The following is a 16,564-nucleotide window of genomic DNA, read 5'->3' on the forward strand; positions in this document are numbered from 1 at the left end:
GTATGGACACCCAAGCCAGACGACCAAGCCGCCGGACGCCCAGGCGTCCGGCGGCTTGCATTTCCGTGCGTGGTGGACGGTTCCGGCTCAGGCCGCCGGTACCGCCGGTACGGCGCGATAGCTGTGCATCAGGCCGTAGTAGAACAGCCCGCCGAGCGCGGCACCCATCATCCAGCCGAAGCCGTCCAGGCCGGAGAGCGCAGGCACGATCACGGTGGAGATGGAGAACAGGGCGGCACCGCCGAATGCCATCAGCGCCCGGGTGTTCCAGCCCTTCACGTAGTAATAGGTGGTTCCCGGCTCGGAGGAGAACAGCTGCTGCATGTCGAGGTGCTGGCGCTTCACCAGGTAGTAGTCCACCACGATGATGCCGTAGAAGGGCGCGATGATGGCACCCAGGGCGTTGACGAAGCCCGGCACGCCGATCTGGCTGATCAGCGAGACCCACAGCGCGCCGACGAAGAAGGCCACCACGGCGGTGATCAATCCGCCTACGCGGAAGCTGATCTTGCTGGGAAAGAGGTTGGCCAGGTCGTAGGCGGGTGGGATGAAGTTGGCCACCAGATTGATGCCCACGGTGGCGGCGAAGAAGGTCAGCGCGGCGACGATGGTCAGCGGCAGCGAATCGACCCGCTCGACGATGTCGGCCGGGTTGGTCAGGGCATCGCCGAACAGCACCAGGGTGCCGGCGGTGATGATCAGCGCGATGAAGGAGAAGAACGCCACGTTGAGCGGCAGTCCCAGCAGATTGCCGAGCTTCATCTGGCGCTCGGTCTTCACGAAGCGGGTGAAGTCGCCGAAGTTGATCACCACCGCGGCGAAGTAGGCCACCATGGTGCCGACGATTGCCAGGAAGGCTGCCACGGCGCTGCCGCTGCGTTCGCCGTCGGCGCTGAAGATGGTGCTCACCGCGGGCAACAGGTCGCTGCCGGCCTGGTACCAGACCACGATCATCAGCACCACCATCACCACATAGACCAAGGGGCCGGCCCAGTTGAGGAAGTGCTTGATGCGTTCGATGCCCTGCCAGAAGATCGCGATCTGAAACAGCCAGACGATGACGAACGAGATCCAGGCCACCCCGGAGAGGCCGAGGAAGGTGGCGCCGTTGCCGGCGCCGAACAGCGCCACGAGCAGCAGCGCCACCGCGGTGGAGGCAAAGTAGGTCTGCACCCCATACCAGAAGATGCCGATGATGGCGCGCAGCATGGCCGGCAGGTTGGCGCCGCGCACGCCCATGCTGGCGCGCACCATCACCGGGAAGGGAATGCCGTACTTGACGCTGGGCTTACCGGTCAGGTTGACCAGGAACATGACGATGAAGCCGGCGAGAATGATCGCCGCCATCACCGCCCAGCCGTTGAGGCCGTAAGCCAGGAACAGCGAGGCCGCTAGGGTATAGCCGAAGAGGCTCTGAATGTCGTTGGACCAGACGTTGAAGATCTCGAAGGCGCCCCAGTTGCGGTCCTTGTGCTTCAGCGGGGCCAGGTCCTCGTTATAGAGCGTCGGGTCGATGCGCTGTATGTCCAGCTCACTCTCTTTCATCGTCGTCACCGTTGTCGTTGTGTCAGGACGGCCTTCCCGCCCATGAGGGGCGGGAAGACGTGCGGGGAGTCACTGGCGGAAGCGCTGGCAGGGTGCCCAGTGCTTCATCAGCAGGTAGTAGGTCAGGCCGGCCGGGATCAGGCTGGCGTACCAGGAGATGGCGGAGAAGGTGAGGGCGGCGGCGATACCCACCAGGGTGGCGATGAGCGCGGCGTAGTTGACGCCCTGATAGGGGCCGGTTTCGTCATACAGCTTGCCGAGATCCAGCGTGCGGCGGCGGATCAGGTAGTAGTCCACCACCAGGATGGCGAAGATCGGGCCGAGGAAGGCGGAGTAGGTCTGCACGAAGAGCTGCAGGCCGGCGGCGGATTCGGGCTGCACCAGCTTCCAGGGAAAGGTGGCGAAGGCCAGCAGACCGACGATCACCGTGGAAGTGGCGAACTTGAGCTTGAACACGTCCATCAGCACGTAGGTCGGCGGCACCACGTTGTTGAGCACGTTGGTGGTGACCTGAGCGAAGGCGATGAACAGCAGCGTGGTCATCAGCAGCGGCGTGTTGTCCACCGCGTTGGCGAACACCTGGATGGGGTCGGCGGTGCCGGTGGCCTCGGACACCATGTAGCCGATCAGGCCCATGAACAGGGTGCAGGGCAGGATCGACATGGCATAGATGGTGGTCAGGATGCTCGGGCGGGTGCCGTGCTTGTGTTCCCGCGAATAGTCGCTGACGTTGAGCATCATGGTGCTGTAGATGCCGAGGAACAGCATGGTGGCACCCCAGAACGGCATGCCCCAGGAGCCTTCCATGGTCAGCAGATTAGCCGAGAGTTCGTCGCCGTAGCGCTGCACCGTGGCATAGAACATGTAGGTCAGCGAGGCGAGGATGAACACGCTACCGATGTTTTCCAGCCACTTGATGCCCTGGAAGCCCATCACCGACAGGCCGATCTGCAGGAACTGGAAGGCGATGAAGTAGAAGATCAGATTGTCGAAGCCGAACAGGGTGGCCGACACCATGTTCAGGGCGCCGGCGCCGATCCAGCTCTGGAAGCCGTACCACACCACCGCCGGCACCGCGCGCACCAGGCCGGGAATGCGCGTGCCGGCGAAGCCGAACGCGCTGCGGGCCTGAACCATGAAGGGAATGCCGTACTTGTAGCCGGCGGCGCCATTGATGGCCAGCGCGATACCGATCACGAAGCAGCCGATGGCGATGGCCAGAGTCGCCTGGATCAGGTTCAGCGTGCCGACCACGCTGGAGCCCATGGCGAAGGTGCCGATGGAGACGCAGCCGCCGAACCAGGCCAGAAAGTAGGAGGTTCGCCCCATGATGCGGGTTTGCTGAGGGGCGAGTGATTCGGCCCCCGGAGCCTTGGTGGCACCAGCGGTCGTTCCGGCAGATGGCGATGCCGGGGCAGTGGCGGGAGCCGCCGTGCTGTGCGGGTTATTGTTTTGCATGTGTCTATCCTCGCAGGTCATGGCTCTGTTGTGTTTGTGCCCAATGCTGCCAGCGGGCTTGGCGTGACGTGCTCAAGGTGCGGTGCGTTGCGGTGATTCGTAGTCGTGATGCGTTTCAGCGGTCGTTGGAGAGCTGCGAATACCTTTCGAAGCGGCCGGTGAAGGGTTTGGGGCGTGGGAAAGCCAGGTCGCCATGCTTGCTGGTGCCCAGGCCCAGCCCCACGAGAGCTTCGGCCAGCTTCACGGCAGCCGTGACGCCCTCGACCACCGGCAGCCCGACTTCCTCGGAAATGCTCTGGGTCAGGTCGGCCATGCCGCCGCAGCCGAGCACGATGGCGCCGATGCCATCCTCGTCGCGGGCGCGGCGGCACTCGTCGATGATGCGGCCCAGCGCCGCCGAGCCGTCCTCTTCTAGATCGAGCACCGGTATCTCGGCGGCACGCACCCGGCGGCAGTGATGGCGAAAGCCGTACTGCTCCAGCAGGTGCTCGGCGATGATGCCGGTACGCGACAGGGTGGTGACGACCGAGAACCGGGTGCTGATCAGGCTGGCTGCATGGAAGGCCGCCTCGGCGATGCCGATCACCGGGGCGCGGGTCAGCTCACGAGCTGCCAGCAGGCCCGGATCGCCGAAGCAGGCGATCACATAGGCATCGGTGCCTTCCCGCTCTCCCGCCAGTACCTCTTCCAGCACGCCCACGGCGCTGATCGCTTCATCGAAGTGACTCTCGATGGACACCGGTCCGTCTGCGGGCTGAGTGGCGACGACGGTCGTGCCGGGGGCGGCGATTCGCTGTGCCGCTTCGCCGATCTTGCGGGTCATGGCGGCTGTGGTGTTGGGGTTGATGACGCGCAGTCGCATGCAGCTCTCTCTTTGTGAACAATAAGAAATGTCTTTGTACACAAAATAGGCGTTGCAATTCTTCAGCGCAAGAAATTTGTCATCCCCGGGATCAATGAAGATTTTTTCCTTTTCCATCAAGGGAGTGGCTGCCGCTCGAGGAGGAGTGCTAGGCGGCTTGGTGGTTAGACATAGGTCTGAGAAAGCGAAGGCCACTGAGGATGTGAGTACTGAGGGTGACGATTATTGTATACATGTTGGAGTTTTTCCCAGCTTCGCCTGCGATATGTCTTGGCATTGAGCACGAGGAGATTAGGGGCTCGAGGCGAATGAACTTGGCTTGCCACTATCTCATTTTTTGTATACAAAAATAGGACGGTGGCGTTCTAGCGCACCAACTCTCCGACAATGCCTGCTGCTGGGAAGCGCGTCGCTGCTGGCCTTGAGCTCAAGAGCCTCGCGCTAGCCTGCGTGGGTTGGTATGTCTGGTTGCAACCATGGTGGATACAGTCTATTTTCTATTCTGTATACATTTTGCTCGCGGAGCCGCCTGGCCCGTTATTCGTACAGCGGCATAGAACTGCGCAACACGCATCTGCGCGACACAGAACAAAGAGGAAGGTGCTAGATGAGCATTAATTACCCCCGTGACCTGGTCGGCTACGGCCGTAACCCACCCCATGCCAACTGGCCGGGGCGGGCGAAGATCGCCGTGCAGTTCGTGCTCAACTACGAAGAGGGCGGCGAGAACTGCGTGTTGCATGGCGACGCCGGCTCCGAGCAGTTTCTCTCCGAGATCATTGGCGCGGCCGCCTATCCCGATCGTCACCTGAGCATGGAGTCGATCTACGAGTACGGCTCACGGGCCGGCGTGTGGCGCATCCTGCGGGAGTTCGAACGGCGCGGCCTACCTCTCACGGTATTCGGCGTGGCCATGGCCCTGGAGCGCCACCCGGAGGTGGCGCAGGCGTTCAAGGAGCTGGGCCACGAGATCGCCTGTCATGGCTACCGCTGGATTCACTACCAGGAAGTGCCCGAGCACGTCGAGCGCGAGCATCTGCAGCGTGCCATGGAGATATTCCAGCGCCTCTACGACGAGAAGCCCCAAGGCTGGTACACCGGCCGCGACAGCCCCAACACCCGACGGCTGGTCCTCGACGAGGGCGGCTTCCTCTACGACAGCGACTATTACGGCGACGATCTGCCCTTCTGGACCCGTGAAGCCGACAGCCAGGGCGTCGAGCACGACCATCTGATCGTGCCCTACACCCTGGACAGCAACGACATGCGCTTCGCCGCGCCCCAGGGCTTCAACACCGCCGACCACTTCTTCACCTACCTGCGTGACGCCTTCGACGTGCTCTACGCCGAGGGCGAGGAGTCGCCCAAGATGCTCTCGGTGGGCATGCACTGTCGGCTGCTCGGCCGCCCCGGCCGCTTCCGCGCCCTGCAGCGCTTCCTCGATCATATCGAGGCCCATGACCGGGTGTGGGTCACCCGACGGGTGGACATCGCGCGGCATTGGGTGGAGCATCATCCGGCGCCGACGCGCTGAGCATCTGGCGAGCGCTGAGGCATGAATGCTGAGGTTCCGGTGAGGATGCCGGCTGTCATGACCAGACCCTGCCCGACAATGTCGGACAGGGCTTGGCAGGGTAGTGGGTGGGTAGAGCGAAGAGGCTCAGCCGGCCCACTGGATGGCTTGTGCGAAAGCCAGGAAGCCGATGGCGATTGCCACCCAGAGACAGAACAGCGGGAAGAAGAACTTCACCCACTTCTGCCAGGGAACGCCGGCAATGGCGAGAGTCGCCATGAAATAGCCGGAAGTGGGATAGAGGATGTTGCCCATGCCGTCACCGAGCTGGAAGGCCAGCACTGCAGTCTGGCGGGTCACGCCGATCAGATCGGAGAGAGGGGCCATGATGGGCATGGTGACCAGCGCCTGCCCGCTGCCCGAGGGCACCACGAAGTTGAAGGCAAGCTGTGCGAAGTACATGCCGATGGCCGACAGCATGGTCGGCAGTTCGCCAACCAGGCTGCCGAGTCCCATGACCAGGGTATCCATGATCTGGCCATCTTCCAGCACGACGGCCACGCCACGGGCCACGCCGGCAATCATGGCCCCCACCAGAACGTCGCGGAAGCCCTTGTTGAAGGCTTCGCTGATGGCCGTGGTGCTCAGGCCGGCGATGAGGCCGACGACGATACCCATGATGATGAACAGTCCGGCCATCTCCATCATGAACCAGCCCTGACGCAGCACGCCGTAGACCAGCAGACCGAAGAAGGCGAAGGTGGCGAGAGCCGCCAGTTTCTGGCGACCGTTGGCGGTCAGAGCTCCCTCATCGGTGGCATGTTGATAGAGCGAGCGCTTTTCCTCTTCCGTTTCGTCGCCTGCCATCAGGCTCGCTTCGGGATTGTCGCGAACCTGGCGCGCATAGCGCATGACGAAGTAGATGGCAGCGCCCAGGATGATGGCAAAGGCGGCCGCTCGCAGGCCGAAGCCGGAGTAGAGCGGCAGGTCGGAGAGCTGCTGACCGAGCCCGGTATTGATCGGATTGAGCACACCCGAAGCGAACCCAGCGGTGGTGGCACAGAGCGCGACGGCCGCAGCGGTTACCGAATCGAAACGCAGGGCAATCATCAACGGCAGAATGACTGGCACGTAAACCAGGGCCAGCTCTTGGGTACCGATGATCGTCGCGACCAGAGCGAAGACCGTCATCAAGACCGGAATCATCAACAGGCTTTGATTGGCGAAGCGTCGGCTGAGTTTGTCGACGCCGATTTCGATAATGCCGGTACGGCGCAGCACCATGAACATGCCGCCGATCATGAAGGTGAAGAACACCACTTCACCGGCACTCATCAAGCCATTGGGTATCGCCAGCATGAAATCGACGAGGCTCGTCGGGTTCTGCTCGACGTATTGGAACGATTCTGCGTCGATGGTGGTGCGGCCTTCGGGTCCGGGCACTCTCTCGTACTGGCCGGCGGGCACGAAATAGGTCGCAACGGCTGCCATGGCGATGAATACGAAGAGAATGACGTAGATATGCGGTATCTGCCAATGAGACCGCCTGGAGCCTTGGGCTCCTGTTGGGCTGTTTGAGGGAGTGGGTTTCGTCATGGGGGCACCTCGCGTTGTTGTTGATGATGTCGCTATAGTGATGCGGCGCTGCTTCGCTTCGAGAAGCGAGCGTCGCGGGGAGATGGCGGAGACGGTAAGGCCGAGTGTGGTGGCGATTCCTTCCGCTCATTGTGGGTACAGAATAATGACGCCTGAGGGCGCGCACTCGGCGCTGTGGCCGAGCTAGAGGAGAGCTTTTTTGCGGACGCATCAGACGGCCATGACGCCTCACATCGGTCAGCGAATATCGGCCCAATATGCCGAGCTGAGCGCTCAGGAGCAGCGTGTTGCGGCCTTCATTCTCGAGCATTTCGACGACTTGGCGGTATATAGCGCTGCCGATCTGGCGCGGGTTACCGGGGTGTCGAAATCGACAGTCAGCCGGTTGTTCAAGCGCCTTGGCTTCGAAAGCTTCCAGGCGGTGAAGTACCATGCTCGCCAGCTGCGCAATCTGGGAATGCCGCTGGTCACCGATGCTCAGGCGGCGAGCGGAGACGGCGAACGTTTCAAGCGTCATCTGGCACGGGAGCAGGAGAACCTGCGTAGAACGCTCGGTGCCATCGAGCCGCATACCTTCGAGGCGATCCTGCAGGCAATGGACCAGGCGCGACGGCTGCTGCTGGTGGGGTTTCGCAACAGCTATCCCCTGGCCATGCATTTCCGCCAGCAACTGATTCAGGCTCGTGCAGAAGTGAGCCTCGCGCCTCAGCCCAATCAGTCCCTGGCTGAGGAACTGGTCGGTTTGGGTGCGGAGGATCTGGTGATCCTGTTTGGTTTCCGTCGGCGTCCGCGATTGTTCGAGGAGCTGGTGGAGACCCTCGTGACACTGCCCTGCCGGGTGCTGTTGATCGGTGATGCCACCGCGGCGAGTCATGCCGAGCGGACCGACTGGTGGCTGGAGTGTTCGCTGGACAGTATCTCGGCCTTCGACAGCTATGCCAGCGCCATGAGCCTGATCAGCCTGCTGGCCAACGGTCTGCTGCACCAACGGCTGGCCCAGGGGCGCGCGCGCATCGATGCAGTCAGCGAGCTCTACCAGGGGTTGGACGAACTCTCTTCCTGATTCGGAAGCAGGGACGCTGCGAGCCGTTGCAACCTTCGGCGGGTGGGCATGGGGGAAGGACATGCCGATAGCCCTCTTGTGCCGTCGAATGAAACGAAAGTTGCTAGACACGTTACTTGTGAGACGTTAGTTTCACAAGTCATGAAAGGACGTTTTTTTGGCCTATGCCTAGGCCGATTTCGCCTATGAGGAGCCGCTCATGACCAACCGCACCTATTACGCCCCCCACGGCGGGCATCCGCCCCAGACCCAATTGCTCTCCGACCGGGCGGTGTTCACCGAGGCCTACGCCTTCATTCCCAAGGGCGTGATGGGCGACATCGTGACCAGCAACCTGCCGTTCTGGGAGCAGACCCGGCTGTGGGTGCTGGCGCGTCCGCTCTCTGGCTTCGCCGAGACCTTCTCCCAGTACATCATGGAAGTGGGGCCGGGCGGCGGCAGCGAGAAGCCCGAGCTCGACCCCGCCGCTGAGGGTGTGCTGTTCGTGGTAGAAGGAGAGATGACTCTGACCATCGCCGGCGAGCGCCACCAGTTGGTGCCGGGCGGCTACGCCTTCCTGCCGCCGGGCTGCCACTGGCAGCTGCGCAACGAATCGGATGCGCCGGTGCGCTTCCACTGGGTGCGCAAGGCCTACGAATTCGTCGAGGGCATCGACGTACCGCAGGCCTTCGTGGTCAACGAGAACGACCTCGAACCCAACCCCATGCCGGGCACCGAGGGGCGCTGGGCCACCACCCGCTTCGTCGATCCCAACGACGTACGCCACGACATGCACGTCAACATCGTCACCTTCCAGCCCGGGGCGGTGATCCCCTTCGACGAGACCCATGTCATGGAGCACGGCCTCTACGTGCTCGAGGGCAAGGCGGTCTACCATCTCAACCAGGACTGGGTCGAGGTCGAGGCGGGCGATTTCATGTGGCTGCGCGCCTTCTGCCCGCAGGCGTGCTACGCCGGGGGGCCGGGGCCGTTCCGCTATTTGCTCTATAAGGACGTGAATCGTCACGCGGCGCTGCGGCTGGGTACTCGCTGAGGCGCAGGGGGCTTGCAGTAACGTCGCCGAGTTTTCCGATCTCAGCGACGTTAGGGGCGCCGGCCTGCCGCCGGATCAGCCCCGGTGAATAGGCTGATTGCCGAATGAATCGAGGGGCTAACATGCTGGAACTCAAAGCCGAGCCGCTGACGCCTGAGGCCTTTGCGCCTTTCGGTGACGTCATCGACACCCGTACGGCGGACTACTTTCACATCAATGCCGGACGCACCCGGCGCTACCACGACCTGGCCAAGGTCGAGACCCTGGGCGAGCAGGCGAGGGCGCTGATCAGCATCTTCGTCAGTCAGCCGGTGTCGATCCCGCTGGAACTCGACTTCCTCGAACGTCACCCCCAGGGCAGCCAGGCCTTCATGCCGCTGCACGAGGAGCGCTTCGTGATCGTGGTGGCACCGCCGGGTGACAGCATCGACCCGACCGAGGTGCGCGCTTTCGTCACCGACGGCCGCCAGGGGGTGAACTATCGCGCCGGCACCTGGCACGCCATTCAGTCCGTACTGGAGCGCGAAGGGGAGTTCCTGGTGGTGGATCGCGGCGGTGAGGGCAACAACTGCGACGAGCATCCGCTGGCGCTGCGCATCACCCTCTGACCCGACGAAAAAGAATGACCCAGGCTGCTGTTTTAGCCTGGGTTTTTTGTGCCCAAGAAAAATTATGAAAATATTTTCCATGTTGTGTTGACGAGGCGGCTTCCGACTTCTAATCTCTAAATACAGAAATATTTTCCAAAAACAACTCTCCACAAGAACAAGGCCACCCACGGGAGGAACCGTCATGGCTCGAATGACCGCAGCAGAAGCCGCCGTTCACGTGCTCAGGAAGGAGGGCGTCGATGTCGCTTTCGGCGTGCCGGGGGCCGCCATCAACCCGTTCTACGCCGCACTGCGCAAGGTTGGCGGTATCGATCACGTGCTGGCGCGTCACGTCGAGGGCGCCTCGCACATGGCCGAGGGCTACACCCGCACCCAGGCCGGCAACATCGGCGTTTGCATCGGCACCTCCGGCCCCGCCGGTACCGACATGATCACCGGACTCTATTCGGCCAGCGCGGACTCCATCCCGATCCTGTGCATCACCGGCCAGGCGCCTCGCTCCAGACTGCACAAGGAGGACTTCCAGGCCGTCGACATCCAGGCCATCGCCGGGCCGGTGACCAAGTGGGCAGTCACCGTGCTCGAGCCGGCCCAGGTGCCGCGCGCCTTCCAGCAGGCCTTCCAGTTGATGCGTTCGTCGCGGCCGGGACCGGTGCTGATCGACCTGCCCATCGACGTGCAGATGAGCGAGATCGAGTTCGACCCGGACACCTACGAGCCGCTGCCGGCCTACAAGCCGCGCGCTTCCCGCGCTCAGGCGGAGAAGGCCATGGCCATGCTCGACGAGGCCGAGCGGCCGTTGATCGTCGCCGGTGGCGGCATCATCAACGCCGACGCCAGCGAGCTGCTCCAGGAGTTCGCCGAACTCACCGGCGTGCCGGTCATTCCCACCCTGATGGGCTGGGGCAGCATCGCCGACGACCACCCGCTGATGGCCGGCATGGTCGGGCTGCAGACCTCGCATCGTTATGGCAACGCCACGCTGCTCGAATCCGATTTTGTGATGGGTATCGGCAACCGCTGGGCCAACCGCCACACCGGCAACCTCGAGACCTACACCAAGGGACGGAAATTCGTTCACGTCGACATCGAGCCGACTCAGATCGGGCGCATCTTCGGTCCCGACTACGGCATCGTTTCCGACGCCAAGGCGGCGCTCGAGCTGTTCGTCGAGCTGGCCCGCGAGAGGAAGGCGGCGGGCACGCTCAAGGATCGCAGCGCCTGGGCCGAATCGTGCCAGGAGCGCAAGCGCACCCTGCTGCGCAAGACCCACTTCGACGAGGTGCCGGTGAAGCCGCAGCGGGTCTACGAGGAGATGAACAAGGTCTTCGGCAGGAACACCCGCTATATCAGCACCATCGGCCTGTCGCAGATCGCCGGCGCTCAGTTCCTGCACGTGTACAAGCCGCGCCACTGGATCAACTGCGGCCAGGCCGGCCCGCTGGGTTGGACCATTCCCGCCGCGCTCGGCGTGTGCAAGGCCGACCCCAGTGCGGAAGTGGTGGCGCTCTCCGGCGACTACGACTTCCAGTTCATGATCGAAGAGCTGGCCGTGGGGGCGCAGTTCAACCTGCCCTACATCCACGTGCTGGTGAACAACTCCTACCTGGGGCTGATCCGCCAGGCCCAGCGCGGCTTCGACATGGACTACTGCGTGCAGCTCTCGTTCGAGAACGTCAACTGCCCGGAGATCAACGAGTACGGCGTCGACCACGTCTCGGTGGTGGAGGGGCTCGGCTGCAAGGCCCTGCGCGTCACCCGGCCGGACGAGATCGTGCCCGCCCTCAAGGAAGCAAAGGAGCTGATGACCCAATACCGGGTGCCGGTGGTGGTGGAGGTGATCCTTGAGCGGGTGACCAACATCGCCATGGGGACCGATCTCGACGCCATCAACGAGTTCGAGGCGCTGGCCGACGAGGGGGCGGATGCGCCGACCTCGATCGCCCAGCTCACTTAGGAAACCGTCTCAGGAGACAACCATGCCCAAGTTTGCCGCCAACCTCAGCATGCTGTTCACCGAGGAGGATTTCCTCGACCGCTTCAAGGCCGCCGCCGAGGCCGGTTTCAAGGGCGTCGAGTACCTCTTTCCCTACGACTATTCCGCCGTCGAGCTCAAGGCGCGGCTCGACGAGCATGGCCTGACCCAGGTACTGCACAACCTGCCCGCTGGCGACTGGGGCGCCGGTGAGCGTGGTATCGCCTGTCACCCGGATCGGATCGAGGAGTTTCGTGCCGGCGTGGAGAAGGCCATCGACTACGCCACGGTGCTTGGCTGCAAGCAGGTCAACTGCCTGGCCGGTATCCAGCCCCAGGGCGTGAGCCTGGAGCAGGCGCGGCGCACCCTGGTGGAGAACCTGCGCTACGCTGCGGAGAAGCTCGAAGCCGCCGGCATCCTGCTGCTGGCCGAACCGATCAACACTCGCGACATTCCGGGCTTCTTCCTCAACCGCACCGAGCAGGCCCTGGCGATCTTCGACGAGGTGGGCAGTAACAACCTCAAGCTTCAGTACGACATCTATCACATGCAGATCATGGAGGGCGATCTGGCGCCGACCATCGAGAAACACCTGGATAGCATCGCTCACGTGCAGCTGGCCGATAACCCGGGTCGCCATGAGCCGGGCACCGGCGAGATCCACTACCCGTTCCTGTTCGCCCATCTCGACCGGCTGGGCTACGACGGCTGGATCGGCTGCGAGTACAAGCCCAAGACGACGACCCGTGAAGGTCTGGGCTGGCTGGATCAGGCCCGCGGCTGAAAATTGCTGCAGCACTTTTGACGAGGGGCGCCGGGGACAGGCCGAAGAGGAGGTCTTTTGCCAGGGATGGCAAAAGTAGCGCCCAGGGATGGGTTCACAGCGCCTCCTCGCAGGCCTGTCGACGGATCAGCCCCGAGTGGCGACGTCATATGCGACAGCCGCCGGGCAAGGTTGCAACGACAAAGACAAGCTGAAAGGAGAATCATCATGAGCAAGATCGGTTTCATTGGCCTCGGCATCATGGGCCGTCCCATGGCGGGACATCTGCTGGATGCCGGCCACGAGATCATCACCGTCGAGCACGGCAGCGCCATTCCCCGCGAGCTGGCTGACAAGGGCGCTCGGGTGGCGGCCAACCCCAAGGCGGTGGCCGAGCAGGCAGAGGTCGTCATCACCATGGTGCCGGACACCCCCGACGTGGAACTGGTGCTGTTCGGTGAGAATGGTGTCGTCGAAGGGCTCAAGCCGGGCACCCTGGTGATCGACATGAGCTCCATCGCCCCCATCGCCACCCAGGGCTTCGCCAAGCGCATCCATGGAGCTGGCGGCGAGTACGTCGATGCGCCGGTCTCCGGCGGCGAGGGCGGTGCCATCAACGCCGCGCTGACCATCATGGTCGGTGCCACTCAGGAAGGCTTCGAGCGCGCCCGCCCGATCCTCGAAGTGATGGGCAAGACCATTACCCACATCGGCGGCCACGGCGCCGGCCAGACCTGCAAGGTGGCCAACCAGATCGTGGTGGCGCTCACCATCGAAGCGGTGGCCGAAGGCCTGCTGTTCGCCTCGAAGGCGGGTGCCGACGTGGCCAAGGTGCGCGAGTCGCTGCTCGGTGGCCTGGCCCAGTCGAAGATCCTCGACGTGCACGGCGAGCGCATGATCAAGCGCACCTTCGACCCGGGCTTCAAGATCAAGCTGCACCAGAAGGACCTCAACCTGGCCCTGGAAGGCGCGCGCAGCCTCAACCTGGCGCTGCCCGGCACCGCCAATGCCCAGCAGCTGTTCCAGGCCTGTGTTGCGCATGGCGGTGAAGACTGGGATCACGCCGGCATCCTGCGTGCCCTGGAGGCCCTGGCCGATCACGAGGTGGGCAGCTGATCCGTCCCACCTGAGGAGGCAGCACCCTGCCAGCCAGTCGCGCAGACGGAGAGCCGGTGTTCCCTCCTGGCAGGCGTCAGGCCGTCGCCTGCCAACCGGCCGCGCCAGCGGCCCTTGCACCCGGCGGCGGGATCCCCAGTTGGAACCCGCCCGCCGCCGGGCTTTTTTCCTGCCTACCCTGCTGTTACCGTCGTTGCTGTCATCCGTTCGAGGTGTGCCCATGTCACAACAACTTCCTTCCCTGGACCACACGACAGACATGGCGACATGGCTGCGTCGGCTTGCCGACGTGGCCGTGACTGCCGTGCATCCGGATTCTCTGGTCGCCGATCTGCTGCCCGATCCACCCCCCGGGCGCACCGTTGTGGTCGGTGCCGGCAAGGCGGCGGCTTCCATGGCCGCGGCTCTGGAGCGCGCCTGGCAGGAGCGTTGCCCCGATGCGCCGCTCACCGGCCTGGTGGTCACTCGCTACGGTCATGCTGAGGAGTGTGAGGTGATCGAGGTGCTCGAAGCCTCCCACCCGATGCCCGACGATCTGGGCGAGAAGGCGGCCCGGCGCATGCTCGAGGCGGTCGCGGAGCTGGGCAAGGACGACCGCGTGATCGCCTTGATCTCCGGCGGCGGCTCGGCGCTGATGACGCTGCCCGCCGAGGGCATATCGCTTGCCGACAAGCAGGCCATCAATCGCGAGCTGTTGCGTTGCGGCGCGCCGATCGGGCAGATGAACACCGTGCGCCGCCACCTTTCCGCGATCAAGGGCGGGCGCCTGGCGGCGGCGGCACACCCCGCCCAGGTGGTGACCTGGCTGATCTCCGACATTCCCGGCGACGTGGCCACGCAGATCGCCTCAGGGCCGACTCTGCCGGATCGCTCGACCCCGGCCGATGCGTTGGCGGTGCTCGAGCGCTACGCCATCGAGATACCAGACCACGTGCGCCGCCATCTGGAGCAGGCCCAGGGAGCGCCTTCCCCCGACGACGCGGCCTTCGCGCGTGACGACAGCGTGACCCTGGCCCGCGCTCATGATGCTCTGGAAGCTGCTCGGGCCGCGGCGGAAGCGGCCGGTGTGACGGTGAAGGTGCTGGGCGACGACCTGGAAGGCGAGGCCCGCGAGCTGGGCCGTGCCCAGGCGCGCCTGGCGCTGGAGGCACGCGATGAGATCGAAGCGCCGTTGCTGATTCTCTCCGGCGGCGAGACCAGCGTCACCGTGCACGGCGACGGGCGCGGTGGGCGCAACGTGGAGTACTTGCTGGGGCTGTTCGAGGCCCTGGCCGGCGCCGAGGGGATTCATGCCCTGGCCATCGACACCGACGGTATCGACGGCTCGGAGGACAACGCCGGTGCGCTGTTCTCGCCCGACGACTGGGCCCATGCCCGTGAGCAGGGGCTGCAGCCGGCCGATTACCTGTCACGCAACGACGCGTATACTTTCTTCCAGGCATTGGATCGACTGATCGTCACCGGTCCGACCCGCACCAATGTCAACGACTTCCGTGCCATCCTGGTCTTGCCGAGGACACCATGACGCTTCCGCCACACGCTCCCATTCATGCCCCCATCCGCCGCACCAAGATCGTCGCCACCCTGGGCCCGGCCAGCGACCGCGAGGGTGTGCTGGAAGCCATGATCCGCACCGGCGTCGACGTGGTGCGCCTCAACTTCTCCCACGGCAGCGCCGCCGACCACCGCCGCCGGCTGATCGCCGTGCGTCAGATCGCCGACCGCCTGGGGCGCAGCGTGGCCGCCCTCGGTGACCTGCAGGGGCCCAAGATCCGCATCGCCCGCTTTCGTGACGGCGCCGTGACCCTCGAGGTGGGCCAGCCCTTCGTGCTCGACATGGCGCTGGAGAGCGATGCCGGCGACGCCAGCCGCGTCGGCTGCGACTACAAGCAGCTGATCGACGACGTCGCCCCCGGCGACCGCCTGCTGCTCGACGACGGCCGCCTGGTGCTCGACGTCGAGCGCATCGAGGGCCAGCAGGTGCATACCATCGTGGTCACCGGCGGCAAGCTCTCCAACAACAAGGGCATCAACAAGCAGGGCGGCGGGCTCTCGGCCCCGGCCCTCACTGACAAGGACAAGGCCGATCTCGAAACCGCCATCGAGATCGGCGTCGACTATCTGGCCGTCTCCTTCCCGCGCCACGCCGAAGACATGCGCGAAGCCCGTCGCCTGCTCGGCGAAGCGGGCAAGGAGATCGGCCTGGTCGCCAAGCTCGAACGCGCCGAGGCGGTAGCCGACGACGAAACGCTCAACGGTATCATCGAGGCCAGCGAGGCGGTGATGGTGGCGCGCGGCGATCTCGGCGTGGAGATCGGCGACGAGAAGCTGATCGGCATGCAGAAGCGCATCATCAAGCGCGCCCGCACCCTCAACCGTGCGGTGATCACCGCCACCCAGATGATGGAGTCGATGATCACCTCGCCGCTGCCCACCCGGGCCGAGGTGTTCGACGTCGCCAACGCCGTGCTCGACGGCACCGACGCGGTGATGCTCTCCGCCGAGACCGCCGCCGGCGACTACCCGGTGGAGACCCTCGAAGCGATACGTCGGGTGTGCCTCGGTGCCGAGCGCGAGCGTGTGGCCCAGGAGTCGGGGCACCGCATCCACGAGGGCTTCTCGCGCATCGACGAGACCATCGCGCTGTCCGCGATGTACGCCGCCAACCACCTCACCGGGGTGGCCGCCATCGCCTGCATGACCTCCACCGGCTACACGCCGCTGATCGCCTCGCGCATCCGCTCGGGGCTGCCCATCGTCGGGCTGGCCCACAGCCCCATCGCCCAGCGGCGCATGGCGCTCTACCGCGGGGTGGTCTCGCTGCCGTTCGACACCAGTGCGATGGCGGCCAGCGAACTCAACGACCGGGCGCTGGCGCTGCTGGTGCAACAGGGGATTGCCGAACCGGGGGATCATGTCATCCTGACCCGGGGCGATCACATGAACGCCCACGGTGGAACCAATACCCTGAAGATTCTCGACGTTTCCGAGAAGCATCAGGCTTGATTTTGTACGGCTTGGTTTTGTAT

General features: G+C 64.3%; 13 protein-coding genes. 9 read left to right on the forward strand and 4 right to left on the reverse strand.

The window, feature by feature from the left end; translation table 11 throughout:
- Window positions 1-87: 87 nt before the first annotated feature.
- The 3 genes from HOP58_RS07800 to HOP58_RS07810 form a co-directional block, all read right to left on the reverse strand.
- A complete protein-coding gene (locus tag HOP58_RS07800) occupies window positions 88-1,545 on the reverse strand; it encodes an NCS1 family nucleobase:cation symporter-1 (protein ID WP_234260011.1) in 1,458 nt (485 codons plus the stop codon).
- Between the two features lie 69 nt (window positions 1,546-1,614).
- The gene (locus HOP58_RS07805) at window positions 1,615-3,003 is read right to left on the reverse strand and encodes an NCS1 family transporter (RefSeq protein ID WP_234260012.1); all 1,389 of its coding nucleotides are present in this window, start codon (window positions 3,001-3,003) and stop codon (window positions 1,615-1,617) included.
- 115 nt (window positions 3,004-3,118) lie between these two features.
- Window positions 3,119-3,865, reverse strand: a complete 747-nt coding sequence (locus tag HOP58_RS07810; RefSeq protein WP_234260013.1) for an aspartate/glutamate racemase family protein — start codon at window positions 3,863-3,865, stop codon at window positions 3,119-3,121.
- Window positions 3,866-4,472: 607 nt separating this feature from the next.
- Here HOP58_RS07810 and puuE point away from each other — a divergent pair.
- Window positions 4,473-5,399 carry an allantoinase PuuE gene (puuE, locus tag HOP58_RS07815; RefSeq protein WP_234260014.1) on the forward strand — a complete coding sequence of 309 codons (927 nt, stop codon included), beginning with the start codon at window positions 4,473-4,475 and terminating at the stop codon, window positions 5,397-5,399.
- Window positions 5,400-5,525: 126 nt separating this feature from the next.
- On the opposite strand, the gene HOP58_RS07820 is transcribed toward puuE, so the two are convergent.
- On the reverse strand, window positions 5,526-6,974 hold the full coding sequence (locus tag HOP58_RS07820; RefSeq protein ID WP_026037944.1) for a TIGR00366 family protein: 1,449 nt from the start codon (window positions 6,972-6,974) through the stop codon (window positions 5,526-5,528).
- Between the two features lie 220 nt (window positions 6,975-7,194).
- On the opposite strand from HOP58_RS07820, the gene HOP58_RS07825 reads away from it, so the two are divergent.
- The 8 genes from HOP58_RS07825 to pyk all read left to right on the forward strand — a co-directional run bounded on the left by HOP58_RS07825 (window position 7,195) and on the right by pyk (window position 16,541).
- On the forward strand, window positions 7,195-8,037 hold the full coding sequence (locus HOP58_RS07825; protein WP_234260015.1) for a MurR/RpiR family transcriptional regulator: 843 nt from the start codon (window positions 7,195-7,197) through the stop codon (window positions 8,035-8,037).
- Window positions 8,038-8,236: 199 nt separating this feature from the next.
- A complete protein-coding gene (locus HOP58_RS07830) occupies window positions 8,237-9,070 on the forward strand; it encodes a bifunctional allantoicase/(S)-ureidoglycine aminohydrolase (RefSeq protein ID WP_234260016.1) in 834 nt (277 codons plus the stop codon).
- Between the two features lie 122 nt (window positions 9,071-9,192).
- Window positions 9,193-9,678, forward strand: coding sequence for an ureidoglycolate lyase (locus HOP58_RS07835; protein WP_234260017.1), 486 nt, complete (start codon window positions 9,193-9,195; stop codon window positions 9,676-9,678).
- A 184-nt stretch (window positions 9,679-9,862) separates the two neighbouring features.
- Window positions 9,863-11,638 (forward strand): glyoxylate carboligase, encoded by a 1,776-nt coding sequence (gene gcl / locus HOP58_RS07840; protein WP_234260018.1) that lies wholly within the window; start codon window positions 9,863-9,865, stop codon window positions 11,636-11,638.
- 22 nt (window positions 11,639-11,660) lie between these two features.
- Window positions 11,661-12,440: a hydroxypyruvate isomerase gene (gene hyi / locus HOP58_RS07845; RefSeq protein WP_010627007.1), complete on the forward strand. Its 780-nt coding sequence runs from the start codon at window positions 11,661-11,663 to the stop codon at window positions 12,438-12,440.
- A gap of 207 nt (window positions 12,441-12,647) precedes the next feature.
- Window positions 12,648-13,535, forward strand: coding sequence for a 2-hydroxy-3-oxopropionate reductase (locus tag HOP58_RS07850; RefSeq protein WP_234260019.1), 888 nt, complete (start codon window positions 12,648-12,650; stop codon window positions 13,533-13,535).
- Window positions 13,536-13,755: 220 nt separating this feature from the next.
- Entirely contained in the window at window positions 13,756-15,060 is a 1,305-nt protein-coding gene (locus tag HOP58_RS07855; protein WP_141638539.1) for a glycerate kinase, read from the forward strand.
- Complete coding sequence (gene pyk / locus HOP58_RS07860; RefSeq protein ID WP_234260020.1) at window positions 15,057-16,541, forward strand: pyruvate kinase; 1,485 nt, start codon at window positions 15,057-15,059, stop codon at window positions 16,539-16,541. Before HOP58_RS07855 ends, pyk begins: the two co-directional genes overlap by 4 nt.
- Window positions 16,542-16,564: the final 23 nt, after the last annotated feature.

This window comes from Halomonas sp. MCCC 1A11062, from assembly GCF_021404355.1.
Taxonomy (GTDB): Bacteria; Pseudomonadota; Gammaproteobacteria; order Pseudomonadales; family Halomonadaceae; genus Halomonas; species Halomonas aerodenitrificans.